Below are 26,946 nucleotides of genomic sequence, written 5' to 3'. Positions count from 1 at the left end.
TCTTGCCCGGATCATGTCGAAAAGCGGGCAGGGCTGCCAGAGGATTCCGCCCGGGGCAGGGGCGATTCGCCCTTGTCAAACGGGTGTTTTGCCACTAAGGGCACCCCTTCATGGGCCTGCACCCTTGGAGGAGGCCCGAAACGCCAATTTAAGGAATACGCAAATGGCAAAAGAGATTGAAACTCTCGAAGCCGTCGTGCGCACGGGGACGGGCAAGGGGGCCGCTCGCGCAGCACGTCGTCAGGGTCTCGTGCCCGGCATCGTCTATGGCGACGGCAAGGAGCCGGTGGCTCTGAACCTGGACTACAACAAGCTGCTGACCCGTCTGCGTAAGGGCCGGTTCCTGTCGACCCTGTTCAACCTGAAGGTCGAAGGTCAGGAAGACGTGCGGGTGATCTGCCGCGGCGTGCAGAAGGATGTGGTCAAGGATCTGCCGACGCATGTCGATTTCATGCGCACGCACCGTGGGTCGCGCATCAATCTGTTCATCCACGTGAACTTCGAGAACCACGAAGCCGCGCCCGGTCTGAAGAAGGGTGGCACGCTGACCATCGTGCGTCCGGAAGTCGAACTGGAAGTTCTGGCGGCCGATATCCCGGACCACATCACCGTGGACCTGACCGGCAAGCAGATCGGCGATGTCATCCACATCGGTGACGTGGTGCTGCCGGCCGGCGCGAAGCCGACCATCGACCGCAACTTCGTCATCGCGAACGTCGCGGCGCCGAGCGGTCTTGTCGCGGGCGACGAACCGGAAGAAACGACCGAGGAAGCCTGATCCTCGATGGCAGTGGCGGCTCAGGCCGCATCTGTCTGATGAATGCCGGACCCGGAAGCGGAAGCTTTCGGGTCTTTCTTTTGTTGTTTTTCTGTCCGGGGGCGCCGTCGGAATCCGCCGCCGCTAGGTGCAATGCGGGCCCAGACGAGGTCCGGGGGAAAGAGCGGGTGCTTCCGTCGGAGCCTGAAGATAATCGGGATCTTTGAAATATATGCGAGGATTGTCACGCGATGACTGTCATAAGGCGGCAGGAACGCCGCTGTGCGGGGCATCCTTTTGATACTTCCGGCGACACATGTGATCTGGAGTGGGCAATGTGGATTTGTCGGACGCCAAGAAGAGCCTCCAGCGAGATCACGCCGACCCACCCCGTTAGTTCACGATGAATTCCGCATGCAATGCTCCGGCGGTATGGATGCTCCTGAGAATGTCGATCATGTCGCGGGGCGAGACGCCAAGGGCATTCAGCCCCGCCACCACATCGGACAGCGAACTGCTTGTCGGGATCTCCGCGATCTGAATGCCCGGCTCGTCCTCAAGGGAAACGCCCGTTCGCGGCACGACCACGGTCTGGCCGCGGGAAAACGGATCCGGCTGCACGGCAATCGGTTGTTCCTGCACACGCAGGGTCAGGTTCCCTTGGCTGACGGCGACACGTGAAATGCGGACATCCTCGCCCATGACGATGGTGCCGGAGCGTTGGTCCACGACCACGCGGGCGCGCTGTTCGGGCTCGACGTTCAGTCCCTCGATCCGGCCGATGGCATGGGCGGCGGATTGCATGTTGGCGCGGCCAAGATCCAGCGTCACCGTGCCCGAATCCATCATCGTCGCCACGCGGGAGCCGAATTCCCGGTTGATGACCCGCTCGATCCGCCCCGCCGTCGTGAAATCGGGGCTTTTCAGCGCCAGACGCAATGTCCGCAGCGATCCCAGATCAAAGGCGACTTCGCGTTCCACGCGCGCGCCGTTGGGAATGGAGCCGGAAGTCGGAACGCCCTGAACGACAGATGCCGCCTGCCCCTGAACGGAAACGCCGCCGGACAGGATCGTGCCCTGCGCGACCGCATAGATTTCACCATCCGCCGCATTCAGCGGGGTCATGATCAGCGTGCCGCCAAGCAGGCTCTTGGCATCGCCGATGGCGGATACGGTTACGTCGATCTGGCTGCCGGCGCGGGCGAAGGGCGCGAGGCTCGCGGTGACCAGAACGGCGGCGACGTTCTTGGGGCGCAACTGCTCCCCGGTGACGTTGACGCCGAGCCGCTCCAGAACATTCTGCATGATCTCTTCCGTGAAGGGCGCGTTTCGGAGACCGTCTCCCGTGCCGTTCAGCCCGACGACAAGGCCGTATCCGACGAGATCATTTCCGCGCACACCGTCGAAATCGACCAGATCCTTGATCCGGACCGAGGCCGCCGAAGCGAGCGAGGGCATCAACACCAGCAGGAGAAGGAAGATGAGGCGCATCACAGGTAATTGGTCAGGGACAATTGCGAGAGGCGTGCGGTCAGGGTGTAGAGGGTTTCCAACTGTGTCTCGACGGCCTCCAATGCGGTGGCGGTTTCGTAGGGATCCGCCTCGAGCAGTTTTGCCTTCGCCAGATCGATCGAGCTGATTTCCGCGGTCTGAGCGGCCTGTGCATCGGCGATCTTTTCTTCGATGAGGCCGACCTTTCCGCGCAGGGTTGCAAGCCCTGTATCCGCCGCGGTCAGATAAAGACCTGCCGACTGCGTCAGGGAACTGCGCAGGTCATTGTCCCCGCCGATCACGTCGGCTGACACCAGCGCCGCCAGTGCGAGGCCTTTGAGCGTATCGCGAATTGCGGTGTCATTGCCTGTCACCGGAAAGGTCAGCGTATCCGTATCGGAAATGCGGATACCGGCGGCGGGCACGCTGCTGCCCTTGTAGGCAGTGGCGGCGAATTCATCAGTTTCCCCGGTTGAGGCCGGCACGTCGAACCAGGCATCGATCGCCGCGATGATCTGATCGGGATCGGTCATGCCTTCGACTGTCCCGGCCAGTGCCGTCAGGATTTCCTGCGATGAAGCGAAGGGTTTGGTCTGTGAATCCTCTCCCGCGAAAACATATCGCCCGTTGGTTCGTGTGTTCAGTGCCGAAAGGACCGAGGTGAAAGCCTCCGCCGCTGCCGAGAGGGCAACATCCGCAGATGCTGCCGCGGGAGAGCTGGCGGCGGAAATCAGGCTTTTGCCGATCTGGCTGGCCTGATTTTGAATGTTCTCAAGCGCCGATTGCGCCGAAGTCACGAAAATCTCGGTCTGGTCGGCTGCCAGTTTGTAGCTGCTCAGCCTGGCGCGCGAGGCCTCCAGCGCCGAAAGGGTGGTGAAATTGCCCTGCACGGCTTTGCCGATGTCGGATTTTACGCCCGTCGTCAATTCGTCGGACAGCCGGCTCAGCGTCTGTTTGATCTGCGTGTTATGCGTGCGCAGCTGATAGGTGAGTGCCATATCGCCGGTGGAAAGGTAGTTCATATTACAGCTCCAATATGGCTTGCATCATTTCGTCGACGGCCTGGATGACCCTTGCATTGGCGGCATAGGCCTGCTCGACCTGCAGAAGGGTTTGCAGTTCACGGTCGGTGTCGACGCCCTGCGACAGAACCTGTTGTGTGACGGTTTCCTGCCGGGCGGTGAGGTAGCTTTGCCGGCTTTCGGCCGATTGGCGGGAGGTCGAAATCCTGCTGAGCAGATCGGCTGCGAGTTCCGTCACGCTGCGCGCCGCCGGGGAGAAGCTACCGGATGCAGGCACCGTCGCCCGCGAAAAGGCATCCGACAGGGCGCCCAGAAGCGTGGCATTGCTGGCCGCGCCCTCGCTGGTTGCCGCAAGGCCGTCGCGCAGTCGCCAGACTTCTCCGGAAGCGGCGGGATCGACGGCGGCGTTGATGCTGATACGCTGTGCAAGCCCGGCTTCTTTCGTAAGATCCAGCGCGTTTCCGGCATCGGTGAACAGGCCCGGAGCAGTCGGGGTCAGGGAACTGTCGGAAAACCGCTCGATCAGATTGCGGGCGAAGGCGTCGAGATCGGTCTGTATCTGCGGCGCGAGTTCATCGCGGATCTCGAAGGCCGCGGCGAGGGAACCGCCCGCCATGAGACCCCCCGCCGTCGTGGTCACGCTGCGGCCATTCACCGACAGGCCGGACAGTTGCCCGCCGGCGAGCGATATATCCACGCCCATCACGTGAGCCGGCGAGAATTCGATTGTCGCCGCCGTGCCATCCAGAAGCGCCAGCCCCCCGGTGGTATAAAGGGCGATCTGGTTTCCGCCGCGCTCGATGCTGCGGATCGGCACGATCTCCTCGATCTGATTGACCAGCACCTGACGCTGATCCATCAGGGAGGAGGCGTCATTGCCGACGGCGCTGGCGCGGGTGATCGCCTTGTTCAGATCGGCGATCTGGGCGAGGGTGTCATTGAGGCTCTGGACCTGCTGGCCGATCGACGTGTCGGCGTTCAGGCGCAGGGACTGAACGCCCTCCGAGACCGCGTTCAGTTTTTCAGTCACTCCCTTGGCGGCATCGACCGCGGCCGACAGGGCCGTCGCATTTTCCGGGGTAGCTGCGGCCGAGATCAGGGCGCTGTCGAAGGCCGACAGCGCATCGCTCAGCGACCCGCCATCGCCGGGTGTGCCGAGCATACCCTCGATCGCGGACAGCGCCGTGCTGAGCGTGGTCGCATTGGACGCCGCGGCATCTGCCTGACGCTTTTCCTGCAACAATGATTCGCTGATCTGGCGGGCGATGCCATCGATCCGGACCCCGCCGGTCAGATTGGCCGACGACAACTGGACCTCGCGGCGGGCATAGCCTTCGGTCAGCGCATTGGCGGTGTTGGAGGCGATCACCTCGGTCATGCGCGACATGGCCGACAGGCCGGAGACCGCGTTGTTCAGTGCATTCGTGATACTCATTTGGCAGCCTCCGTGCCGCGGTTTCGGTCAGGCGTCAGCGCTTGATGTTGGTGGTTTCCTGCAGCATCTCATCGACCGTCTGAATGACCTTGGCGTTCGAGGAATAGGCCCGCTGGGTCTGGATCAGGCTGGTCAGTTCATGCGCCACATCGACGGCGGATCCCTCGCGCGCATAGCCCGCGACGGTGCCGGTCGGCCCGCTGCCCGCATCCCACAGATAGAAGGACCCGGAGCTCGAGGAGATGCGGTAAGCCTGACTGTCCAGCGCGGTCAGCCCGTTCGGATTCGGCACGTCGACCAGCGGGATCTGATACAGGGTGCGGATGAAGCCGGTATCGTAGGTCGCCTTGATGAAGCCGTTCTCGTCGATCTCGATGCCGGCGAGGTTGCCGACGGGCGAGCCGTCCTTGGAAATGGAGGTCGGCGAGAAATCCCCCGCGAATTGCGTCAGCCCGTTGGTATCGCCCGGTTTGCCGATCGAGATGACCATGTCGTCGCCGACGGAGCCGACTTTCAGCTTCAGCCCGCCGGTCTGCGGATCCCAGACTGTTTCGGCCGGATTGTCGGCAGCGGGCGTGACCGACTGGATCGTTCCGCGGTTCTCGAATGTATCGTAGAAGGTCAGGGTATAGCTGGCGACGACCTCGTCATTCCTGGCGGAATCGGTGATCCTCATTTCCCAAGCGTTCGAGGAGGTCGCCGGCGCCACCGGTGGGACGGCGGTGAAGGTGAAGTTCAGCGTCTTGGACGAGCCGAGATTGTCGAAATATTCGACCGACATCGGCAGCGGGGTGATGGTCGCGCCTTCCTCGGTCTGGGTCGAGGGCAGGTTGACCCCCAGCGTGATCTTGGTCGTCGGGTCGCCCGCCGTCTGGTTCGCATTGATGACCACCGGGGTCAGGCCGGACACCGTATCGCGCGAGGTCACCGGGATCGACCCGTCGGCATTCGCCGCCCAGCCAAGCAGGACCAGCCCGGTCGCGGTGCGCAGCACGCCGTTCGCATCCGTCGAGAACGAGCCCGTCGTGGTCATGAGCAGCTTCGAATCGGTCAGCGAATCGAGCGAGGTGGTTGTCGTCACGGGCAGGAAGCCGCGCCCGGCGATCGCGATGTCCATCGAGTTCGAGGTCGAGACCAGCGTTCCCTGTTCCGACACCAGCCGGTTGGTGAAGGCCCGTACCCCGCCCGCCGTATAGCTGCCGTTCACGGCGCGATTGTCGTTGAGAACAAGGCTTTCGAAATCGGCCTCGGACCGTTTGTAGCCATAGGTCGCCGAATTCGCGATATTGTCTGAGATCGCCGCCAGCCGCGTCGCATTCGCCGAAAGGCCCGCGACACCGGAATTGAGCGAGGAGGAAATGGACATGTTTGCGCCTTTCTGCTGCGTTGCCCCGGGGGCACGGGAATTGTGCCGTGAGGGGCGTTAAAATCGGCCTAACACCTGAAATTGCCGCAACCGGACCGGATCAGCGGCCCTTGCGGAGCAGGATCGCCTCGATCCGGTTGTTGCGCACCGACATCGGCACGGCGGGGACGGCGGGCTTGCGGTCGGCATAGCCCGTGACCCGCTGGATCCGCTTGCGGTCGAACCCGGCGGCTTCCAGCCTTTCGCGCAGAACCTGTGCGCGCGCCGCCGAAAGATCCCAGGTGGGATTGACGCGCAACACCTCGGGGTAGGCGCGGACATAGCCGTTTACCGCCACCTGATTGCCGACCAGCGAAAACACCCGCGTCAGCATCCCCGCGATCTCGTCAAGGATCGGCTCCGGCTCGGCGGTGTCGGGGGCGAACAGCGGCTCGTCCTCCAGATCGAAGAATTCGACGATCAGCCCCTCGTCGGTGACGCGGGTCACGACGCGGCGGGCGATCCGGTCGCTTGCCATCAACTCGCCGCTGCGCCCGGCAAGGGTGCGTTCGATTTCCTCCGCCACCTGTCGAAGCTCATCCTCCCCCTCGCGGGCGGTATCGCTGTCCATCGCATGGTCGCCCGGTTGCTTCAGCGGGATCGGAAAGATCGCCCCGGTGCCCGATTCCGCCGCCTGATTCTGCGACAGCACCGAATCGCCGCCAAAGGCGCCGTCGCCGCCGCCCGAGATCCGGTTGACCGGCAGCGTCGGGCTGAAATAATCGGCGATGCCCTTGCGCTGTTTCTCGGTCGTCGCGTTCAGCAGCCACATGAGCAGGAAGAAGGCCATCATCGCCGTCACGAAATCGGCATAGGCCACCTTCCAGGCGCCGCCGTGATGGCCGCCGCCCTGCACGACCGTCTTGCGCCTGATGATGATCGGCGCGTTGGTGTCGCCCTTGCCCATCCCGTCCCCGATTCCGTCACGATGATCTCCGCTATACGCGCGCGGCATTAACGCCGGTTTAAGCGCCGCGCTGCGGATGCGGCTTGCCGGGGCCGCCAAGGCGATTATCCTAGGCGCATGAACGCGCCGCTTCCTCCGATCGAAGACCTTGTCGCCTGTCCGCATTGCGACGCGCTACACCATCTCCCGTCACTGGGCGAGAATGAGCGCGCCTTCTGCGCGCGCTGCGGCAGCCTGATGGTGGCGCCAAGGGCGCGCTCCTTCCTTCAGGTGCTGTCGCTGGCCTTCTCGGCGATGATCCTGATGGCGGCGGCGGTGTTCTTTCCGTTCCTCAGCATTTCCTCGCACGGGTTCGGCCATGCCAGTTCCGTTTTCGAGGTGGCCATGGCCTTTTCCGACAGCTGGTATGCGCCGCTGTCGCTGGCCGTGCTGATGGTGATCGTCGCGCTGCCGGCGCTGCGCTTCGCCGGGCTGATCTACACCCTGTGGCCGCTGGCGAACGGCCGCCCGCCGTGGCGGCATGCCGCTTTCGTCTTCCGCATGGTCGAGGAATCGCAGCCCTGGTCGATGGCCGAGATCTTCGTCATCGGCACCGCCGTCGCGCTGGTCAAGATCGGCGGCCTCGCATCGATATCCTTCGGGCCGGCCTTCTGGGCTTTCTGCTGCCTTATCATCGTCAACGTCCTGAAAAACGCCTATATGAGCAAATCGGCAATCTGGGAGGCGATCGGAAAGGGATGAGCGGGCCGGAGATCATCAGCGCCACCGACGCCGGGCTGACCGGATGCACGCAATGCGGCAAGGTCTGGCCCGCGGGGACCGCCCGCTGCGGCCGCTGCGGCAGCCACCTGCATCCGGTCGACATCCGGTCGCTGCAACGGGTCTGGGCCTGGTGGTGGGCCGGGCTGATCTTCTACATCCCCGCCAACCTGTTCCCGATGCTGCGGACCTCGACGATGTTCGGCACGCAGGAAAACACCATCGCGGGCGGCGCGGTCGAGCTGGCGCAGCATGGTGACTGGGCGGTTGCGCTGATCATCCTGATGGCCTCGGTGCTGATTCCGATCGCCAAATTCATCGCCATCGCCTATCTGGCCTTCACCGTCCGCGTGCCGGGGCAGCGCGGCGGACGCCATCTGATGCTTTACGATGTCGTGGAATTCATCGGCCGCTGGTCGATGATCGACGTTTTCGTCGTGGCGATCCTGTCGTCGCTGGTGCAGCTTGGCTTCGTCGCCACGATCCATCCCGGCCCGGCGGCGGTGGCCTTTGCGCTGTCGGTCGCCTTCACGATGCTGTCCGCCCAGAGTTTCGACCCGCGGCTGATCTGGCGTGTTCCGCCGACGCCCGATCCCGAACAGCCCGCTCCCCAAGTGACGAGAGAGACATGAACGATTCCCCCGACATCGCCGAGATGCGCAAGGCTCCCGCCCCCGATCCGATCTGGACCCGGGTCTCGGTGATCTGGATCGTGCCGCTGATCGCGCTGGCGATCACGCTTGGCGTCGCGTGGAAGACCTATTCCGGCCGGGGCGAGCTGATCCAGATCGACTTCGCCGACGCGACCGGCATCAATCCCGGCGAGACGGTGCTGAAATTCCGCGAGGTGACGGTCGGCACGGTGGAAACCGTGGGCTTCACCCCCGACCTCAATTCCGTCCGCGTCGAAGTGCGGGTGGACAAGAAGGTCGTGCCCTATATCGACAAGGACGCGCGCTTCTGGCTGGTGCGGCCCGAGGTCTCGGCGCAGGGGATCTCGCGGCTGGACACGGTGCTGTCGGGGACCTTCATCGAGGGCTGGTGGGACGCCGATCCCGGCGAACGGCAAACCGAGTTCACCGGGCTCGAACGCCCGCCCGTCGCCCCGGATCCCAGCCGCGGAACGGTGGTCGAGCTTGCCGCCGACGATGCCGGCGGCCTCGCCGAGGGGGCGCCGATCCTGTATCGCGGGCTGACGGTCGGGCGGTTGCAGAACCTGCGGCTGAACAGCACCGGCACCGGCGTCGTCATCGACGCTTTCATCAACAAGCCCTATGACGCGCGGATGTCCGGCGTCACGCGGTTCTGGAACACCTCGGGGATCTCTTTCTCGGTCGGTCCGAACGGGGTGAACCTGTCGATGCGCTCGCTTGCCACGATCGTGCAGGGCGGGGTGGAATTCGACACCTTCTCCAGCGGCGGCGGCGCGGTCGAGAACGGTCAGGTCTTCCGGCTGTTCGCGGACGAGGGCTCGGCCCGCGCCTCGATCTTCGGCTCGGATCTGGTCAATCCGCCGCATTACGTGCTGCTGTTCGACGAGGCGGTGAACGGTCTCGAAAAGGGTGCCAAGGTGCAGTTCCGCGGGGTCGAGGCGGGCGAGGTCTCGGATCTGTCGATCCGCGTGACCGACACCGGCAACGGCGAAAAGCACGCCCAGCAACAGGTCATCATCGCGCTGTCGCCGGAACGGCTCGGGCTCGACCGCAACGCCGAGGCGACCGAGGTCACCGATTTCCTCGAAACGCAGGTCGAACAGGGGCTGCGGGCGCGGATCGCGGGGACGGGCCTTTTCGGCACCACGCTGATCGTCGAGCTGACCGATGTTGCTGCCCCCTCGGACACGGGGATGAACCTGCAGGACACGCCCTATCCCAGCATCCCGACCGCGCCCGCGACGCAGAACGACGTCGCTGCCTCGGCCCGCGATGTGTTCGGGCGGATCAACGCGCTGCCGATCGAGGATCTGATGCATGCGGCGATCCGCACGATGGACAGCATCTCGGCCATCGCCGACAGTCAGGAAACCCGCGAGGTGCCGCGCAACCTCTCCGCCGTTCTGGAACAGGTGCAGGCGCTTGTCGCTTCGCTGAACAGCGAGGATGCGGCGCAAAAGGCGATGACGGCGATCGACGGGCTGTCCACCGCGGCGACGAATTTCATCTCGGAAATTCAGGGGCTGGACCAGACGCTGAGTTCGGCGGGCAAGGCGGCGGATGCGCTGGCGGCGATGCCCTTGGAAGATATCGGCCGCAACATCGACGCGACGATCACCGATATCCGCGGCATGCTGGGCACGCAGGGCGCGGAACGGCTGCCCGCGGCGCTGTCGGCGACGCTCGAACAGGTGGCGGTGATCCTTGGCGAATTGCAGCGCGGCGGCGCGGCGCAGAAGCTGAACGACACGCTCGACGCGGCGCAAGGCGCGGCGCAGGGCATCGCCAGCGCCTCGAACCGGCTGCCCGAGATCACCGAGCGGCTCGACCTGCTTCTGGCCGAGGCGCGGGGCATGGTGAACGCCTACGGCGCCCGGTCCGATTTCAACGCCCAGCTTGTCGGCACGATGCGCGAATTGCAGCGCGCCACCCAATCCATCAGTTCGGTCGCCCGCATGATCGAACGCAATCCACGCGCCTTCATCCTTGGCCGCTGACGGGAGACAGTGATGACCCTTCGGATTTCAGCCCTGATCCTTCTGGCCGCGCTGGCGGCCTGTTCCGATCCGACGAAGACGGCGCGGTTCGCGCTGGATCCCGCGCCGGTGGCGCAGCAATATCCGAACCGGCTCGGCTCCGCCGAACTGCGCGAGGTGTCGCTGCCGCAATATGCCTCGGATCAGGAGGTGCCGTATCAGACCGCCGACGGCGCGGTGCGTTCGAGCCCCGACAACATCTGGGCCGACGATCCGCGACGGGCGGTGACGCTGGTTCTGGCGCAGCAGATCTCGGGCCTGTCCGGGGCGCGGGTGATCGCCGAGCCATGGCCGCTGACCGACCTGCCGCAGCGGCGGATCGAGGTGCGGGTGGAACAGTTCATCGCCACGCCGCAGAATACCGTGCGCCTGAGCGGCAGCTACTACGTCACGCCGCTGGCGGCCTCGGGCGGTGACGTGACGCGCCGCTTCGACATCCGCGTGCCCGTGGCGGGCGAGGGGCCGGGCGCGATCGCCGCCGCGCAGGGGCAGGCGGTGACGCAGCTTGCCGCCCGTATCGCGCAGCTTCAGTAGGGCGCGGCGCGGGTTGAGGCTAGGCGCGCCAAGCGGAGCGTGATAGCCCGGACCCATGCTGGCGATCTTTCTGAAAACCATACCGTTCTTCGCGCTGATCGGCCTTGGCTGGATCGCCGGGCGGCGACGGTTCATGGATGCGCAGGCAACCGCGGCGCTGACCCGCTTCGTCTTCTATTTCCCGCTGCCGGCGATGCTGTTCGGCTTTGCCGCGACGCTGCCGGTGGCGGATCTCTTCGATCCGGCCTTCCTTGCGGCCTATATCCTCGGCTCGCTGGCGGTCTGGGGGCTGGTGCTGGCCGTCGCGCGGCTGCGCGCGCTGCCCGGGCCGGAGGCGGCGATGGAGGCCCATACCGCGATGACCGGCAACACCGGCTTTCTGGGGGTGCCGATGCTGGTCGCGCTGCTCGGCCCGCAGGCGGCGGGGCCGGTGCTGATGGTGCTGACGACGGATATGGTGGTGTTCTCGGTGCTGATCACCGTCATCATCACGGCGTTGCGCTCGGGCCGGGTGGCGGTCGGGCCGCTCGTGCTGGGCGTGCTGCGCAATCCGCTCATCATGGCGATGGTGCTGGGGCTCTTGTGGTCCGAGCTTGGCCTGCCGGTGCCGCAGCCCGCGCGGGATTTCCTGTCCCTGCTGGGCGGCGCGGCGACGCCGGTGGCGCTGTTCGCGATCGGCGCCTCGCTCGCCAATCTCGAAGGCAGCCATTTCGGCCCGGCGCTCTGGCTGTCCTTCGCCAAGCTGGTGCTGCATCCGCTGGCGGTGGCCATCACCGCGCTGTGGCTGTTTCCGGTCGAACGCCATGCCGCCGGGGTGATGATCGCCGCCGCGGCCTTGCCCGTCGCCGGAAACGTCTACATTCTGGCCACGTATTTCGGTGTCGCCGCGCACCGGGTTTCAACCGCGATCCTGATCTCGACCGGGGTCAGCATCGTGACCATTCCGGGCATCATCGCCTGGGTTCTGCAATAGGGGGGCGCGATGCGCACGGTTTCGGAAAACAGGTGTTTCGGCGGGGTGCAGGGGGTCTATACCCATGCCTCCGAGGCGACGGGCACGGACATGACCTTCGGCCTGTTCCTGCCGGCCGAGGCGGCGGACCATCCCGTCCCGCTGCTGTGGTATCTGTCGGGCCTGACCTGCACCCATGAAAACGCCATGACCAAGGCCGGCGCGCAACGCTATGCCGCCGAACACGGTATCGCGCTGGTCTTTCCCGATACCTCGCCGCGCGGCGAGGGGGTGGCCGACGATGCGGCCTATGACCTCGGGCAGGGCGCGGGCTTTTACCTCAACGCGACCGAGGCCCCTTGGGCGCCGCATTTCCGCATGTGGGATTATGTGGCCGAGGAACTGCCCCGCATCCTGACGGCCAGCTTCGAGATCGACGAGGACCGTCAGGCCATCACCGGCCATTCGATGGGCGGGCACGGGGCGCTGACGCTGGCGCTGTCCCTGCCGGGGCGGTTCCGCTCGGTCTCCGCCTTCGCGCCGATCGCCAATCCGGTGGCGAGCGACTGGGGCCGCAAGCAGTTCGCGGCCTATCTCGGCCCGGATGAAACGCTCTGGCGCGCGCATGACGCCTCGATCCTGATGGCCGAGCGCGGCTTCGACGGCGAGGTGCTGGTGGATCAGGGCGCCTCGGACCAGTTCCTCGACCTGCTGAAGCCCGAGACGCTGGCCCATGCCATGGCCGCCCGCCGCCAGCCCGGCGCGTTCCGCCTGCAACAGGGCTACGATCACAGCTATTACTTCGTCTCGACCTTCATTCCCGACCACATCGCCTTCCATGCCGAGGCGCTCTACCGGTGATCTGGATCGACGCCGATGCCTGCCCGGTGAAGGACGAGGCCGAGCGCGTGGCGACGCGGCTTGGCGTCGCGCTGGCCTTCGTGTCGAACGGCGGGCTCAGGCCCTCGCGCAACCCGCTGGTGACGATGGTCTATGTGCCCGAGGGGCCGGATGTCGCCGACAAATACATCGCCGAACGCGCGGGGCGGGGGGATGTCGTGGTGACGAACGACATCCCCCTGGCCGCGAAATGTGTCGAGGCCGGCGCCCGCGTCCTGCGCCCGGACGGCGAGGCGCTGACCCCCGCCAACATCGGCAACGTGCTGGCGACGCGCGACCTGATGGCGGATCTGCGCTCCGCCGATCCGTTCCGGCAGGGCGGCGGCCGGGCGTTTTCCAAGGCCGACAGGTCGCGCTTCCTCGATGCGCTGGACCGCACCACCCGTGCGGCGGAAAGGGAGAAGAATGGTTGAGGCGGTGATCTTCGACATCGGCAACGTGCTGATCGAATGGCGGCCCGAACGGCATTACGACAGGCTGATGCCCCCCGCCGAGCGTGCCGCGATGTTCGCGGAAATCGACCTCCACGGCATGAACGAGGTGATCGACCGTGGCGGGCCGTTTCTGGATACGGTGAAGGACTGGGCCGACCGCTATCCCCGCTGGCACGACCCGATCCTGCGCTGGCATGACGACTGGATCCACATGGCCTCGCCCGAGATCCCGCAGTCTGTGCGGCTCCTGCGCGCCTTGCGGGCCAAGGGCGTGCCGGTCTTCGCCCTGACGAATTTCGGGATCGAGACGTTCCGTCTCGCGCAGGAGGCCTATCCGTTCCTGACCGAATTCGACCGGGCCTATGTCTCGGGCCATATGGGCGTCACCAAGCCCGATCCCCGCATCTACGATCTGGTCGAGGCAGATTGCGGCCTGACAGGCGCCCGGCTCCTGTTCGCCGACGACCGCGCCGACAACATCGCCGCCGCCGCCGCACGGGGCTGGAAGGTCCATACCTTCGACCTCGATCCCGCCAAAGGCGCGCAGGAATGGGCGGCGAGGCTCGTGGCCGAAGGATTGCTGGACGCGGATGAGGCGCGCTGAACCGATCAGGCGGCGACCCAGTTGCCTTTGATCGGACGGCCGAAATAGGCCAGAACCGCGATCATGCAGACCTCGATCGACACCGACCAGTAGATATGGCCGAGGATCTCGCTCCACAATTCGGCCTGATTGAGATTCCACAGCCAGCCCGTCGCGCCGTTCGCATAGACCGGATTGCGAAAGCCGAGCAGCGGGATGAAGAACCCATGCATGACGATCGTGATGATGATGCCGTAAAGCGCGCCGAACCACAGCCGGATCCTGGGCCACCAGATCGACCCGACCACATAGAGGAAGGCGAAGGCGAAGCTGAAGAGCCAGTGATACAGCGTCACCGCGCCGGGAACGGTCACGCCCTGATAGACGTAATCGAGCGAATGCGAATTGATCCCGAGCCAGCCGAGCCAGGCGTCGATATGCGCACCGGGAGGCGAGATTTCGCCCGGCACACGGGGCGGCATGTTCACCTCCGATCCCCATTTGACCAACGAGCTGAAGAACCCGCCGATGAGCGTGGTCCAGACAATGACCTGAACGTTGACCTTGTTCTGTAACATGTGCGGATTCCCTTTGCTTCACCGCCCGCGGTGATGCGGGCAAACGACCTGCGGTATTCGCAGCGTTAGCGCAAACAAAGGGTTCCGGCCTTGATTTTGGTCAAACGGCGGAAAAGCGGCCCCGGCCGGTTTTTCCGCGGGCAGGGGTCACGCCCGGCGGGCGACCGCGACGTTCAGCAGGTCCAGCACCTTCGCCTCGATGTCGGCGGCGTTCATCCCGGCGGTGCGATACATCGCGGCGGGGGAGGCGTGGTCGATGAACGTATCGGGCAGGACCATCGCGCGGAACTTGTAGCCCCGGTCGAACACGCCCTGTTCCATCAGGAATTGCTGCACATGGCTGCCGAAGCCGCCGATCGCGCCTTCCTCGATGGTAATCAGCGCTTCGTGGTCGCGCACCAGCCGCAGGATCAGGTCGGTGTCGAGGGGCTTGGCGAACCGCGCATCCGCCACGGTGGGCGCAAGGCCGCGGGCGGCCAGCGCCTCGCGCGCCTTCAGCACCTCGGCGAGGCGGGTGCCGAAGGACAGGATCGCGACGCGCGCCCCCTCGGCCACCACGCGGCCCTTGCCGATCTCCAGCGGTTGGCCCGCCTCGGGCATGTCGACGCCCATTCCCTCGCCGCGCGGATAGCGCAGGGCGATAGGGCCTTCGTCATGGGCGGCGGCGGTGGCGACCATGTGGACCAGTTCCGCCTCATCCGCCGCGGCCATCACCACCATCCCGGGGAGCGAGGACATGAAGCCCACATCGAACGCCCCCGCATGGGTCGCGCCATCCGCCCCCACCAGCCCGGCGCGGTCGATGGCGAAGCGCACCGGCAGCCGCTGGATCGCCACGTCATGCACGATCTGGTCGTAGCCGCGTTGCAGGAAGGTCGAATAGATCGCGCAGAAGGGCCGCATGCCTGAGGCAGCGAGCCCCGCCGAAAAGGTCACGGCATGCTGTTCGGCGATGCCCACGTCGAAACAGCGGCGCGGGAATTGCTTGGCGAACAGGTTCAGCCCGGTGCCGTCCGGCATCGCGGCGGTGACGGCGACGATGCGCTCGTCGCGTTTCGCCTGCGCGATCAGGCTTTCGGCAAAGACCTTGGTGTAGTTCGGCGCGTTCGAGGGCGCCTTGACCTGCGCCCCCGTCGCCACGTCGAACCGTGCGGTGGCGTGGCCGCGGTCGGGGCTGGCCTCGGCCGGGGCATAGCCCTTGCCCTTCTTCGTCAGCGCGTGGATCAGCACCGGCCCCGTCGCCCGCGCCTTCAGCGTGCGCAGCAGCGGCAGCAGCGTGTCGAGGTCATGCCCGTCGACCGGGCCGATATAGGTGAAGCCCAGAGCCTCGAACAAGGTGCCGCCGACCGCCATGCCCTTGAGCATGTCCTTGGCCCGCCGCGCGCCTTCCTGAAACGGTTCGGGCAGGAGCTTCACCGCCCCCTTGGCGACGGCCTTCAGATCCTGCATCGGCCCTTCGGCATAAAGCCGGGTCAGATAGGCCGACAGCGCCCCCACCGGCGGGGCGATGGACATCTCGTTGTCGTTCAGCACGACGAAGAGCCGCTTGCCCAGATGGCCGGCGTGGTTCATCGCCTCGAACGCCATGCCGCCCGACATCGCGCCATCGCCGATCACAGCCACCGCATCGCCGGTTTCCGCGCCGAGTTCCCGCCCCATCGAAAAGCCGAGCGCGGCGGAGATGGAGGTGGAGCTGTGCCCCGCCCCGAACGGGTCATAGGGGCTTTCGGACCGCTTGGTGAAGCCCGAGAGCCCGCCTTCGGTCCGCAGGGTGCGGATCCGGTCGCGCCGCCCGGTCAGGATCTTGTGCGGATAGCATTGATGGCCCACGTCCCAGACGATCTTGTCGCGCGGCGCGTCAAAGACGGCATGCAGCGCCACGGTCAGTTCCACCACGCCCAGACCCGCGCCCAGATGCCCGCCGGTTTCCGACACGGCCGAGATCGTCTCGGCCCGCAATTCGGCGGCAAGCTTCTTCAGCTCCGCATCCGACAGCGCCTTCATGTCCGAAGGCAGATGGACGCGGTCCAGCACCGAGGTCTTGGCCGGGGTCTTGGGGGTCTGGCTCATGGCTTCTCTCCCGCCTATCTGTCGCGCGCGATCACGTAACGCGCCGCCGCGCGCAGGGTTTCGGCCTTTTCGCCGTAGGGGGCAAGGGCGGCCTCGGCCTCGGCCACCAGATCGGCGGCGCGTTGCCGCGCCCCTTCCAGCCCCAGCAGGGAAACGAAGGTGGCCTTGCCCGCCCCGGCATCCTTGTGGAGCCGCTTGCCCGCCGTTTCCTCGGACCCCACGACATCCAGAATATCGTCGGCGATCTGGAAGGCGAGGCCGAGCGCCTGCGCATAGGCGGCCAGCGGCGCCCGGTCCGCCCCGGCCAGAATCGCCCCCGCCTGCGCGGCAAAGGAAATCAGCGCCCCGGTCTTGCCGTCCTGCAACCGGGTGATCTCCGCCAGCGTCAGCGGCGCGGCGGCGGTTTCCGCGGCGATGTCCAGCATCTGCCCATGCACCATCCCCGCCGCACCCGAGGCCCGTGCCAGCGCCAGCACCAGATCGATGCGATGCTCTCCGAGCGCCGGATCGGCGCACAGCTCAAAGGCCAGCGTCTGCAAGGCGTCGCCCGCCAGAACCGCCGTCGCCTCGTCCCATTTCACATGGACCGTGGGCTGACCGCGGCGCAGATCGTCGTCATCCATGCAGGGCAGATCGTCATGGACCAGCGAATAGGCATGCAGCGCCTCGACCCCGGCGGCGGCGGGCATCGCCTGCGCCGAAGGGATGCCGAACAGCGCCGCCGATTCGAGCACGAGGAACGCCCGCAGGCGTTTGCCGCCCTGCGCCGCATATCCCATCGCATCGCGCAGGGCACCGGGGGGCTGGGCCGCGATCGCCTCGGCCAGGGCCGCGGAAACCTCGCGCTGAACCTCTTCCAGTCGGATGGGGAACATTACAGACCTTCGACCGGGACCGTGCCGGCGGGCGCGCCATCGGCGCCGAGCGTGATCTTTTCGACACGCTCCTCGGCCTCTTTGAGCAGCTTCGCGCAGCGGTCCTTCAGCGCGGCGCCGCGTTCGTAAAGGCGGATCGATTCGTCCAGCGGGACCTCGCCGCGTTCCAGACGCCCGACGACGCCTTCCAGTTCCTTCATCGCCTGTTCGAAGCTCATCGCCGCAACGTCCGCGTCGGATTCCGCCATCGTCAGATTCCCCGTCCTTGTTTCGCGGTTCCGGGATGCCACGGATGGCGCCCTGTTTCCAGCCCGTGCAGCAGAAATAGGGCAGCGCGGGGCCAAGGCAAACGGGGCAAATAGAAAGGGCCGCGGCTCTTGCCAGCGGCCCCCGAGATCTACGGAGATGGTCCGGTTAGGGTCTTGGTCAGATCCACCGTCCCAGCCAGGGTTCTCGACCCTTGGGGTTGCCCTCAGGCCTCGGCCCCCCTGGCTGTCCCGACACTTCTCTCCAATATCACTCTAGACACTGGACCACCTCCTTTCATGCGTTGCCGATAAGGGGAGGTTGGCACAGATTTGGTATCGCGCAAGTTAAATTACGCAAGTCTTGGCGCTTTTCTCCAGACGATTGCCCGATAAGGCGTCAGTGCGATTACTGCTATAGCAACTTTTACACACCAATCGGCCACCGCCAGCGAAACCCAGAGCGGAACCGCAGGCCCGACGCCCAGAAGCGGCAGCACCTCGTTCGCCCAGGCGACATCGTTCGACGGTTCGATGAAGCTCAGCGCCGCGGAAAAGGCGATGGTGAAGAAGATCGCCGTGTCGAGGCAGGAGCCGATGAACGAGGCGAAGAGCGGCGCCTTCCACCAGCTGTAGCGGCGCAGCAGGTTGAACACCGACACGTCGGTGAGCTGCGCGCAGAGGAACGCGAGCCCCGAGGCCACGGCGACGCGGAAGCTGACCAGCGCGCCGAACTCGCCCTCGATCTGCGATCCGATGACCGAGCAGGCGATGCCGACGATGAAGCCGATGACGACGACCTTGCGCGCCGCGACGGCACCGGCGAGCCGGTTGGTCAGGTCGGTGACCAGAAAGGCCAGCGGATAGGTGAAGGCCCCCCAGGTCAGCCACTGACCCAGCAGGTGCTGCACGAGGATGTTGGAAACCACGACGACAATGGTCATGGCGATGATGCCGGGCATCAGGCGTTGCATGGGTTCACCGTTTTTACATGGTAGCGGGGACATGGTCCGTTGCCGGACGGGCGCGACTTACGCCCGCAGCCCCTTGCGGTCAAGGATTTTGTCCGTCCGTTGCCTGCACCGGGTTGGGTTCGCGCGGGCGGTGGGGAAGGGAGGGGGCCAGCCCCCTCTTGGCCTGCGGCCAATTCACCCCCGGGATATTTATGGAAGAATGAAGGCAGGAATGGCGTCAGTTCGGGGCGGGGCGCAGCCGGTATTCGACGAATTCGGTGCGCTGGAAGAAGCGCTGGTTGTCGTCCGAGATCATCGTCAGCCGGATCGCCCCGGTGCGGTCGCGCCAGACCGCGATGCCCTCGAGGTTGTCATGCGTGCCGGCCGAGGTCTCGATCAGCACCTCGCCTTTTGAGATCGTGTCGCCGGCGATGTCGAAGACCCGCACCCGGCTGCGAAAGCCCAGCAGCCCCCAGAAATCGCGCTCCAGCAGGTAGAACCGCCCGTCCGGGCCGAAATCGGCGTCGACCGCCTTCCACGTGCCGTCGCGGCGGATCGAAAAGGGCTGGTCCCAGCTTTCGCCGCGATAGCGCCAGACCGGATAGGCCTGCACCGGGCCGATCGGGCTTTCGGGCATGGTGTAGAGCGTGCCTTCGGCATCCCGCGCCAGCGTTTCGAGCGATTCATTCGGCGCGAAGGTGTTGAAGGCCAGCGGCCGGGGCAGGCGGATCGCCTTGCCGTCATCCGTCGGGTAATAGGCGACGCGGGCCAGTTCCTTCCCCTCGAAGGAGATATAGGCCGATCCGTCCGGAGCCAGCGCCAGCCCCTCGGAATCGCCGCGGCGGCGGTCCAGCACTACGCCTGCGCTGTCGCGCAAAACCACCGGCCCCGAGCTCAGCACCACGCCCAGCATGCGGTCCGTCGCATCCCGGTCCAGATGCCCGCGCCAGATCGTGCCGCGGTCGGAAACCGTCACGAAATCGCGCCCCTCGTCGGTGAACTTGATCGCCGAAAAGCCGCCGAAGGCCGGGTCGGGCAGCTTCCAGACCAGGCTTTGCAGGAATTCGGCGGGGGGTGCGGCATCGCTTTGTGTGGCGGCGCATCCGGTCGTGACCAGTCCGAGCGCCAGCCCCGCAAGGGCGCCGATCAGCGCGAGGCGAGAACGTTGCGGCATGCGGCGGGCAGATCGGAAAGCGTGTAGGTTCTGGCGGTTTTGGGCGCGGGAGCGGGGCTTGCGGGTTTCTTCGGCGGGTTGCGGAGTTCGTCCAGATAGGTCGTCACCCACCAGTTCAGCGTGTCATCGCAGCCATCGCCGCCCTTGGACAGATCGGCCACGGTGGGTCTTTGCACCTCGCACATCGTGCTGCCCGGCGGGCATTTCAGCCGGACGTGGAAATGCGTGTCATGGCCGTAGATCGGGCGGATCTTCTGCAGCCAGGCGCGGTCGCCGCGCGGGGCGGCGTTGCACATGGCGATCTTTGCCGCCGCGGCGACGAAGATCCGGTCGACGCGCGGATCGCTGGCCGCCGTCTTCATCAGCGCCATATGCGCAGGCGTCCAGTTGCGGGTCACCCGCGTCTGGTCGGCGGTGCGGATGGAGATCGAGCTGATCTTTTCCCGTTCCGCCCGCGTCAGGTTCAGCCGCTGCGGCGGCAGCATCCAGATGTCGGCGTCGAGCCCGATCTGGTGGCTGGCGTGGCCGCCGGTCATCGGGCCGCCGCGCGGCTGGCTGATGTCGCCGATGTAAAGCCCCTGCCAGCCGGGCAGGGTGGCGGCATAGCGCGACAGGTCCTCAAGGAAAGAGATCATCACCGGCTGGCCGTAATAGCGGTTGCGGTTCAGCCGCATCGCCTGCCAGGTCGGCCCGCTTTCCGGCAGCGCGACCAGCCCCGCCGCGCAGCCCCGGGAATAGGAGCCGATCGGCGTGGGCTGCTGCTGCGACGGCACGGGAATCGCGCCGAAGGCCAGCCGGGCGAGCGTATCGGCCTGCGCCGGCACGGCGCCGAGCAGGCCAAGGACCAGTGCGGTGGTCAGGCGGATCATGGATGTTCTGCTCCTTCGTGGGGCGGGGTTTCGCCGGAGGGCGCGCCGCGGCGGGCGCCGTCCTGTCGCACCCACAGTAGCAGCACCAGACCCAGAACGAAAAGCACGATCAGCGGCGTGATCCCGACCGACTGGCTGCCGCTGATCTGGGTCATCACCGCGATCGTCACCGGCGCGATGAAGGCGGTGGCCTTGCCGGACAGGGCGTAAAGGCCGAAGGCCTCGGTAATGCGGGCGGGCTCCGCCTGCGCGACCAGCAGCGTCCGGCTGGCCGATTGCAGGGTTCCGCCCGCGGCGCCGATCAGCCCGCCGAGCAGATAAAAGGCGATGTCGGGCAGGATGCTGTCCGGCCCCACGGCATGGCCGAAGACGCTGTCGCGCGAGACGAAGATCACCCCCCAGACGGTCGCGATCAGCACCAGCAGCGCGGGCACGATCACCGTCTTCGGGCCGAAGCGGTCGTCCGCCTTGCCGCCGAGCCAGGCGAACAGCGCCCCGGTCAGCGTCGTGAGGATACCGAACAGGCCGATCTGCGTGATCGACCAGCCCAGCACGCCGATCGCGTAGATGCCGCCAAAGGTATACAGCCCGTTCAGCCCGTCGCGGTAGAACATCGCGGCGATCAGGAACAGGAACAGGCCGCGCTGCTTCGGCAGGCGTTTCAGCCGCTCGCGCAGGTCGGGCCAGGCGCCGCGCGTCGCCTGCCAGACCGACAGCGCATCGGGGCGGCGATGGTCGCGCAGCCACAGGAAGAAGGGCACCATGAACACCGCATACCAGACGGCGGTGAAGGGGCCGACGATCCGCGTATCCTCGCGCGTCGCCGGGTCGAGCCCGAAGATGGGCGGCAGCCCGATCAGCGTCCGCCCCGTCGCCGGGTTGATCTGCAACAGGCACAGCATGATCAGCAGCGCCACCATCCCGCCCAGATAGCCGAAGGCCCAGCCCGAGCCCGAAACCCGCCCGATCTGCCCCTTGGGCGCCACGTCGGGCAGCATCGCATTGGTGAAGGTGGTGGCGAATTCCATGCCGATCATGCCGATGGCGAAGCCCGTCATGATGAGGAACAGGTTCACGTCGCCCGGCTGCGCCTGCCACAGGCTCCACGATCCCAGCACATACATCAGCGAGAACAGCCAGATGAACGGCATCCTCCGCCCCGAACGGTCGGCGATCGCGCCAAGGAAGGGCGAGGCCAGCGCGATCAGGATCCCCGTGGCGCCGACGCCATAGCCCCAGACGGTCTGCGCCGCCGTGCCGGACCCCAGCAGGTCCTTCATGAAGGGCGCAAAGATGAAGGTCAGCAGCAGGGTGTTGAACGGCTGGCTCGCCCAGTCGAAGAACCACCAGCCGAGAATCCGTTTGCGAGGCGTGATCATGATCTCTCCTGCCCGATGCGATCGGGGGGGATCAACGCCGAAACCGGACCCGGGCGCAACCCCCGAACGCACGTGCATGGTTGCGCAGCGGAACGCGACGGCTTACCTCTGGGCGGACAACAGCCGGAGGTTAATTGATGGTCACGCTCTATCAGGCGCTCACGCTGATCCTGAACGTCGTCTGGTTCGTCATGATCGTCCATATCATCATGAGCTGGCTGATCAACTTTCAGGTTCTCAACCTCCGCCAGCCGCTGGTGGCGCAGGTCTGGTATGGGCTGAACAACCTGCTCGAACCCGTCTACGGGCCGGTGCGCCGGTTCCTGCCGAACCTGTCGGGGATCGATCTTGCGCCCCTGGTGGTGTTCATCATCATCATCATCGCGCAGCAGGCGTTGCGCAACAATGCGGGCTTCTTCTACGGGTTCTGACCTTGCCTGACATGGCGCCTGATACGGCTTTAAATCCCGCGGATCTGCTGGCCTCGGTCTTCGGATTCCATTCCTTCCGCCCGGGGCAGGAGGAAATCGTCCGCGCGGTCATCGCCGGGCGCGACACGCTGGCGATCATGCCGACGGGTGGCGGCAAGTCGCTGTGCTTTCAGCTGCCGGCGCTGTGTCTTGACGGGATGACGGTGGTCATCTCGCCGCTGATCGCGCTGATGCGCGATCAGGTGCGGGCGCTGCGCGAGGCGGGGGTGGAGGCCGGTGCCCTGACCTCGGGCAATACCGAGGAGGAAACCGAGGATGTCTTTCAGGCGATCGACGACGGGCGGCTGAAGCTTCTGTATATCGCGCCGGAGCGGCTGGCCTCGACGGCGACGCAATCTCTGCTGAAGCGCGCGCATACCCGTCTGATCGCGGTGGACGAGGCGCATTGCGTCAGCCAGTGGGGCCATGACTTCCGCCCCGATTACCTGCGCATCGGCGAGTTGAAACGGGTGCTGGGCGTGCCCCTCGCCGCCTTCACCGCCACGGCGGATGAGGAAACCCGGGCCGAGATCGTCACCCGCCTGTTCGGCGGCACGCAGCCCGCGACCTTCCTGCGCGGCTTCGACCGGCCGAACATCCATCTGGCCTTCGCGCCCAAGGATCAGCCGCGGCGGCAGATCCTCGATTTCGCGGCGGCGCGGCGGGGGCAGTCGGGCATCGTCTACTGCGCCTCGCGCGCGCGGACCGAAGCGCTGGCCGCCGCGCTGCGCGAGGCGGGCCATCCCGCCTGCCACTACCACGGCGGCATGGATCCGGACGACCGCCGCGAGGTCGAGGCCCGCTTTCAGCGCGAGGACGGGCTGATCGTCGTGGCGACGGTGGCCTTTGGCATGGGGATCGACAAGCCCGACATCCGCTGGGTCGCCCATGCCGACCTGCCCAAGTCGATCGAAGGCTATTATCAGGAAATCGGCCGCGCCGGACGCGACGGCGCGCCCGCGGAAACGCTGACGCTCTATGGTCCCGACGACATCCGCTTTCGCCGCCAGCAGATCGACGAGGGGCTGGCCCCGCCCGACCGCAAGGCCGCCGATCACGCCCGGCTGAACGCGCTGCTGGGTCTGGCCGAGGCGACCTCCTGCCGTCGCCAGCGCCTGCTCGCCTATTTCGGCGAAAGCTCGGATCCCTGCGGCAACTGCGATCTGTGCGACCATCCGCCCGATCTGTTCGACGGGACCGAGGCGGTGCGCAAGGCGCTTTCCGCCGCGCTGCGCACCGGCGAGAGTTTCGGCGCCGGGCATCTGATCGAGATCCTTCTGGGCAATGAAAACGACCGCATCCGCGCGCGCGGTCACGACAGGCTGCCCACCTTCGGCGTCGGGCGCGAACTGAGCCGCCCGCAATGGCAGGCCGTATTCCGGCAGATGCTGGGCCACGACCTGATCCGCCCCGACGGCGAACGCCACGGCGCGCTGGTGATGACCGAACGCGCCCGCCCGATCCTGCGCGGCGAAGAAGCGATCACCCTGCGCCGCGACCTGATCCAGCGCGCGAAGGCCAAGCCCGTCGCCCGCGCGCTGGTGTCGGACGAGGATGCGCCGCTCCTCTCCGCGCTCAAGGCCAAGCGTCGCGCGCTGTCCGAGGCGGCGGGCCTGCCGGCCTATATGATCTTCCCCGACCGCACCCTGATCGAGATGGCCGAGACCCGGCCCGAGACGCTCGACCAGATGGCGCGGGTGAACGGGGTGGGGGCGAAGAAGCTCGAAAGCTACGGGACGGCGTTTCTTGAGGTGATCCTCGGCGCGGCGGCCCCGGCGGTGCATCCGGCGCGGATGAAGCTGGCCGGGCGGCAGGAGGGCGATCTGTTCGACCGGCTGCTGGAGGCGAGCCGCGATCTCGCGCGGGGCGAGGACGGGCACGACAAGTTCCTGAGCTGCAACACCACCACGCTCGCCCGCATCGCCGAGACGAAGCCCCGCGACCGCGACGGCCTCGCCCGCATTCAGGGGATGGGCGAGGCCAAGCTCGACCGTTTCGCCGACGTCTTCCTCGCCCTCATCGCCGAAGATCGGCAAGGCTGACCGGCGGCGGTTGGCGCGATGCCAATCTTGCCCCTTTCGCTACGGCTCTCTTTATCCTCGTGCCGGGGACCGGCAGGGCTGACGGGCGGCGGTCAGCGCGATGCCATTCTTGCCCTTTCGCCACAACCCTCCTTGTCCTCGTGCCGGGACCGGCAGGGCTGATGGCGCGGGGGCCGGCTCGCCGTGGCATTCCTCATTGCCGGGGATCGGCGGGGCTGACGGGGCGGCAGTCGGGGGGGCGCGAGGCCTCGATCTGGCGCAGGATCTTGGCGCGCTTGAAGGGTTTGGTCATATACTGGTCCATCCCCGAATCGAGGATCTGAAGGTTGTCCCCCGGCATCGCATGGGCCGTCAGCGCGCAGATGGCGACATGCGCGCCGCTTTCGGCCTCGGCCTCGCGGATCATGCGGGTCGCGTCGCGGCCGTCCATCTTCGGCATCGAGACATCCATGAAGATCAGGTCCGGCTCGAAGCTGCGCCACAGGCGCACGGCCTCCTCGCCATTGGCGGCATAGCGGAAATCGGCGTCCAGATTCTTGACCATCTTGGCGAAGACGAGCTGGTTGGTGCGGTTGTCGTCTGCGGTCAGGATCCGCATCCGGCGCAGATCCGCGGACGGGGCGCTGTGCGGGTCCTCCGCGGCAGGCGGCGGGGGCAGGGCGGGCGGTTCCGTGGGCGCGGCGGCGGGATGCGTCTCGGCCGAGATGCGTTGCAGGCAGCGGAACAGATCCGAGCGCAGCACCGGCTTGGCCAGACAGTGGATCGACGGGTCCAGCGCGCGCGCCTGCGCGCAGCCGGGGGCGTCGGCGGTCATCATCACCACGCGCGTATCCGGCCGGCCCGGCCCCGCCGCCGCGCGCAGCCGGGCGGCGATGGCGCGCCCGTCGACATCGGACACCGCCTGATCGGCGATCACCACGTCGAACCGCGCGCCGCCGTCGATCAGTTTGTAGGCATCGGCGGCGGTGCGGCAGCTCGTCACCTTCATGCCGAAGGTTTCCAGCTGCCGTTCCAGCACCATCAGGTTGATCAGCACATCGTCGATCACCAGCGCCGCGCGCAGCCGCATCGGCACGCCCGGCGTCTCGGCCGGTTTGTCATCCTCGGCCACCGGCAGCATCAGGGTGAAACCGAAGCACGACCCCCGGCCCAGCTCGCTCTTGATCCAGATCGCGCCGCCCATCAGCGCCACCAGCCGGTGGGTGATCGCAAGGCCGAGCCCGGTGCCCTCGAACCGCCGGTCGCCGGCGCTTTCGACCTGGGCGAATTCGCCGAAGATCCGTTCCTGTTCCTCAACCGAAACGCCGATGCCGCTGTCCTCGACGGAAAAATGCACCTCGTACTTGCCCTCTTCGCGGCGAAAGCCGACGGTGCGCGCCAGCACATGGCCTGACAGGGTGAACTTGACCGCATTGCCGATCAGGTTGGTCATCACCTGCCTGAGCCGCCCCGGATCCACCATGAACCGCGTCGGCAGGAACATGTCGTAATCGACGATCAGCCGCAGGTTCTTTTCCCGCGCGGCGGGCAGCAGCAGCGCCATCACCTCATGCAGGCAGCGTTCGATGTCGAAGGGTTCCGGATAAAGAACGGTGCGGTCCGCCGCCAGCTTGGAATAGTCCAGCACCTCGTTGATGATCGTCAGCAGCGCCTCGCCCGAGGTGCGGATCGTGTCGGTGTAAAGCCGCTGTTCCTCGGTCAGTCCGGTTTCGGCCAGGAGGTCCGCCATGCCGACGATGCCGTTCATCGGGGTGCGCAGCTCATGGCTCATGTTGGCGAAGAAGGCCGTCTTGGCGCGGGCGGCTTCCTCGGCGCGGTGGCTGGCGTGTTGCAGTTCCTCTTCGCGCAGGACGATCTCGGTGATGTCCTGGATCTGGCAGACCAGATCGCCATCCGGGCCCCGGCTCTGCACCAGCTTCAGATGCCGCCCCGAAACGGTGCGCAGCAGCACGGGTTCGGCCCCCGTCAGCGCCGCCTGCCAGTCGGCCGCGGAGCGGCCTTCGGTGTCGATCCGCCCGCCGGTGACAAGGCGTTCGGCCATCGCGGCCCAGGATGTTCCGGGGGGCGCATCCGGCGTGCCGAACAGGGCCAGATAGGCGCGGTTCGCCACCACCAGCCGCAGTTGCGGATCGTAGAGCGCAAAGCCGTCGCGCATGGCCTCCAGCGCGTCGAGCAGCTTGCGGCGCACATCCTGCGCGTCGGGGATGGCGGGCGGGGGCGGTTCGCCCTGCGCCGCCCGTTCCGCCGGCGCGGGCGGATATTGTGTCAGCCTGTGTGACAGATCCGCAAGGTCGCGCTGCTTTTCCAGCAATTGCCGTTCCGCCGCAAGGCGCGCGCGGCGTTCCTGCAACACCTTGTCGGACAGGGAAAAACCGGATTTTGCCATGCCGTCCTGATCTCTGCCCCCGTTGCACCGACGAGGG

Annotated in this window: 25 protein-coding genes; 11 read left to right on the top strand and 14 right to left on the bottom strand. The window is 66.4% G+C overall.

Features of this window, described 5'->3' with window-relative positions; all coding sequences use genetic code 11:
- Positions 1–163: 163 nt before the first annotated feature.
- Positions 164–778: a 50S ribosomal protein L25/general stress protein Ctc gene (locus tag D2T30_RS03940; RefSeq protein WP_128207727.1), complete on the top strand. Its 615-nt coding sequence runs from the start codon at positions 164–166 to the stop codon at positions 776–778.
- A 372-nt stretch (positions 779–1,150) separates the two neighbouring features.
- On the opposite strand, the gene D2T30_RS03935 is transcribed toward D2T30_RS03940, so the two are convergent.
- From D2T30_RS03935 to D2T30_RS03915, 5 genes are all read right to left on the bottom strand, one after another.
- On the bottom strand, positions 1,151–2,248 hold the full coding sequence (locus tag D2T30_RS03935; protein WP_206612851.1) for a flagellar basal body P-ring protein FlgI: 1,098 nt from the start codon (positions 2,246–2,248) through the stop codon (positions 1,151–1,153).
- The gene (locus tag D2T30_RS03930) at positions 2,248–3,270 is read right to left on the bottom strand and encodes a flagellin (RefSeq protein ID WP_128207726.1); all 1,023 of its coding nucleotides are present in this window, start codon (positions 3,268–3,270) and stop codon (positions 2,248–2,250) included. The genes D2T30_RS03935 and D2T30_RS03930 overlap by 1 nt, the downstream gene beginning before the upstream one ends.
- A 1-nt stretch (position 3,271) precedes the next feature.
- A complete protein-coding gene (gene flgK, locus D2T30_RS03925; RefSeq protein WP_128207725.1) occupies positions 3,272–4,705 on the bottom strand; it encodes a flagellar hook-associated protein FlgK in 1,434 nt (477 codons plus the stop codon).
- Between the two features lie 34 nt (positions 4,706–4,739).
- Entirely contained in the window at positions 4,740–6,071 is a 1,332-nt protein-coding gene (locus tag D2T30_RS03920; protein WP_128207724.1) for a flagellar hook protein FlgE, read from the bottom strand.
- Between the two features lie 100 nt (positions 6,072–6,171).
- On the bottom strand, positions 6,172–7,017 hold the full coding sequence (locus tag D2T30_RS03915; RefSeq protein ID WP_128207723.1) for a flagellar motor protein MotB: 846 nt from the start codon (positions 7,015–7,017) through the stop codon (positions 6,172–6,174).
- Between the two features lie 117 nt (positions 7,018–7,134).
- Here D2T30_RS03915 and D2T30_RS03910 point away from each other — a divergent pair, with 117 nt between their 5' ends.
- Genes D2T30_RS03910 through D2T30_RS03875 form a run of 8 tightly spaced genes read left to right on the top strand, consistent with a single transcriptional unit; the run spans position 7,135 to position 13,889 of the window.
- Positions 7,135–7,758: a paraquat-inducible protein A gene (locus tag D2T30_RS03910; RefSeq protein ID WP_128183954.1), complete on the top strand. Its 624-nt coding sequence runs from the start codon at positions 7,135–7,137 to the stop codon at positions 7,756–7,758.
- Positions 7,755–8,408, top strand: coding sequence for a paraquat-inducible protein A (locus D2T30_RS03905; protein ID WP_128207722.1), 654 nt, complete (start codon positions 7,755–7,757; stop codon positions 8,406–8,408). The genes D2T30_RS03910 and D2T30_RS03905 overlap by 4 nt, the downstream gene beginning before the upstream one ends.
- Entirely contained in the window at positions 8,405–10,426 is a 2,022-nt protein-coding gene (locus D2T30_RS03900; protein ID WP_128207721.1) for a PqiB family protein, read from the top strand. The genes D2T30_RS03905 and D2T30_RS03900 overlap by 4 nt, the downstream gene beginning before the upstream one ends.
- Before the next feature lie 12 nt (positions 10,427–10,438).
- Positions 10,439–10,999, top strand: coding sequence for a PqiC family protein (locus D2T30_RS03895; RefSeq protein WP_128183958.1), 561 nt, complete (start codon positions 10,439–10,441; stop codon positions 10,997–10,999).
- Between the two features lie 55 nt (positions 11,000–11,054).
- Positions 11,055–11,972, top strand: a complete 918-nt coding sequence (locus tag D2T30_RS03890) for an AEC family transporter (protein WP_128207720.1) — start codon at positions 11,055–11,057, stop codon at positions 11,970–11,972.
- 9 nt (positions 11,973–11,981) lie between these two features.
- The gene (gene fghA / locus D2T30_RS03885) at positions 11,982–12,812 is read left to right on the top strand and encodes an S-formylglutathione hydrolase (RefSeq protein ID WP_128207719.1); all 831 of its coding nucleotides are present in this window, start codon (positions 11,982–11,984) and stop codon (positions 12,810–12,812) included.
- A complete protein-coding gene (locus tag D2T30_RS03880) occupies positions 12,809–13,264 on the top strand; it encodes a YaiI/YqxD family protein (RefSeq protein WP_128207718.1) in 456 nt (151 codons plus the stop codon). Before fghA ends, D2T30_RS03880 begins: the two co-directional genes overlap by 4 nt.
- On the top strand, positions 13,257–13,889 hold the full coding sequence (locus D2T30_RS03875; RefSeq protein WP_128207717.1) for an HAD family hydrolase: 633 nt from the start codon (positions 13,257–13,259) through the stop codon (positions 13,887–13,889). Before D2T30_RS03880 ends, D2T30_RS03875 begins: the two co-directional genes overlap by 8 nt.
- A gap of 5 nt (positions 13,890–13,894) precedes the next feature.
- Here the strand turns inward: D2T30_RS03875 and D2T30_RS03870 are convergent, their stop codons facing one another.
- From D2T30_RS03870 to D2T30_RS03835, 8 genes are all read right to left on the bottom strand, one after another.
- The gene (locus tag D2T30_RS03870; RefSeq protein ID WP_128207716.1) at positions 13,895–14,446 is read right to left on the bottom strand and encodes a YagU family protein; all 552 of its coding nucleotides are present in this window, start codon (positions 14,444–14,446) and stop codon (positions 13,895–13,897) included.
- 147 nt (positions 14,447–14,593) lie between these two features.
- On the bottom strand, positions 14,594–16,516 hold the full coding sequence (gene dxs, locus D2T30_RS03865; protein WP_128207715.1) for a 1-deoxy-D-xylulose-5-phosphate synthase: 1,923 nt from the start codon (positions 16,514–16,516) through the stop codon (positions 14,594–14,596).
- 14 nt (positions 16,517–16,530) lie between these two features.
- Positions 16,531–17,391, bottom strand: coding sequence for a polyprenyl synthetase family protein (locus D2T30_RS03860; protein WP_128207714.1), 861 nt, complete (start codon positions 17,389–17,391; stop codon positions 16,531–16,533).
- Positions 17,391–17,639: an exodeoxyribonuclease VII small subunit gene (locus tag D2T30_RS03855; protein WP_128183974.1), complete on the bottom strand. Its 249-nt coding sequence runs from the start codon at positions 17,637–17,639 to the stop codon at positions 17,391–17,393. The genes D2T30_RS03860 and D2T30_RS03855 overlap by 1 nt, the downstream gene beginning before the upstream one ends.
- Before the next feature lie 350 nt (positions 17,640–17,989).
- Entirely contained in the window at positions 17,990–18,610 is a 621-nt protein-coding gene (locus D2T30_RS03850; RefSeq protein WP_128207713.1) for a queuosine precursor transporter, read from the bottom strand.
- A 217-nt stretch (positions 18,611–18,827) separates the two neighbouring features.
- On the bottom strand, positions 18,828–19,763 hold the full coding sequence (locus D2T30_RS03845) for an esterase-like activity of phytase family protein (protein WP_128207712.1): 936 nt from the start codon (positions 19,761–19,763) through the stop codon (positions 18,828–18,830).
- The gene (gene mepA, locus D2T30_RS03840; protein WP_128183980.1) at positions 19,736–20,632 is read right to left on the bottom strand and encodes a penicillin-insensitive murein endopeptidase; all 897 of its coding nucleotides are present in this window, start codon (positions 20,630–20,632) and stop codon (positions 19,736–19,738) included. The genes D2T30_RS03845 and mepA overlap by 28 nt, the downstream gene beginning before the upstream one ends.
- Positions 20,629–22,011, bottom strand: coding sequence for an MFS transporter (locus tag D2T30_RS03835; RefSeq protein WP_128207711.1), 1,383 nt, complete (start codon positions 22,009–22,011; stop codon positions 20,629–20,631). The genes mepA and D2T30_RS03835 overlap by 4 nt, the downstream gene beginning before the upstream one ends.
- Positions 22,012–22,148: 137 nt before the next feature.
- Between D2T30_RS03835 and D2T30_RS03830 the strand changes: the two genes are divergently transcribed.
- Positions 22,149–22,442 carry a YggT family protein gene (locus tag D2T30_RS03830; protein ID WP_128183984.1) on the top strand — a complete coding sequence of 98 codons (294 nt, stop codon included), beginning with the start codon at positions 22,149–22,151 and terminating at the stop codon, positions 22,440–22,442.
- An 11-nt stretch (positions 22,443–22,453) separates the two neighbouring features.
- Positions 22,454–24,523 carry a DNA helicase RecQ gene (gene recQ / locus D2T30_RS03825; protein WP_128207710.1) on the top strand — a complete coding sequence of 690 codons (2,070 nt, stop codon included), beginning with the start codon at positions 22,454–22,456 and terminating at the stop codon, positions 24,521–24,523.
- Between the two features lie 193 nt (positions 24,524–24,716).
- On the opposite strand, the gene D2T30_RS03820 is transcribed toward recQ, so the two are convergent.
- Positions 24,717–26,909, bottom strand: coding sequence for a response regulator (locus D2T30_RS03820; protein ID WP_128207709.1), 2,193 nt, complete (start codon positions 26,907–26,909; stop codon positions 24,717–24,719).
- Positions 26,910–26,946: the final 37 nt, after the last annotated feature.

Origin of the sequence: Paenirhodobacter populi (genome assembly GCF_004022215.1) — a bacterium.
Taxonomy (GTDB): domain Bacteria; phylum Pseudomonadota; class Alphaproteobacteria; order Rhodobacterales; family Rhodobacteraceae; genus Rhodobacter; species Rhodobacter populi.
This window is presented reverse-complemented; position numbering and strand designations above follow the sequence as displayed.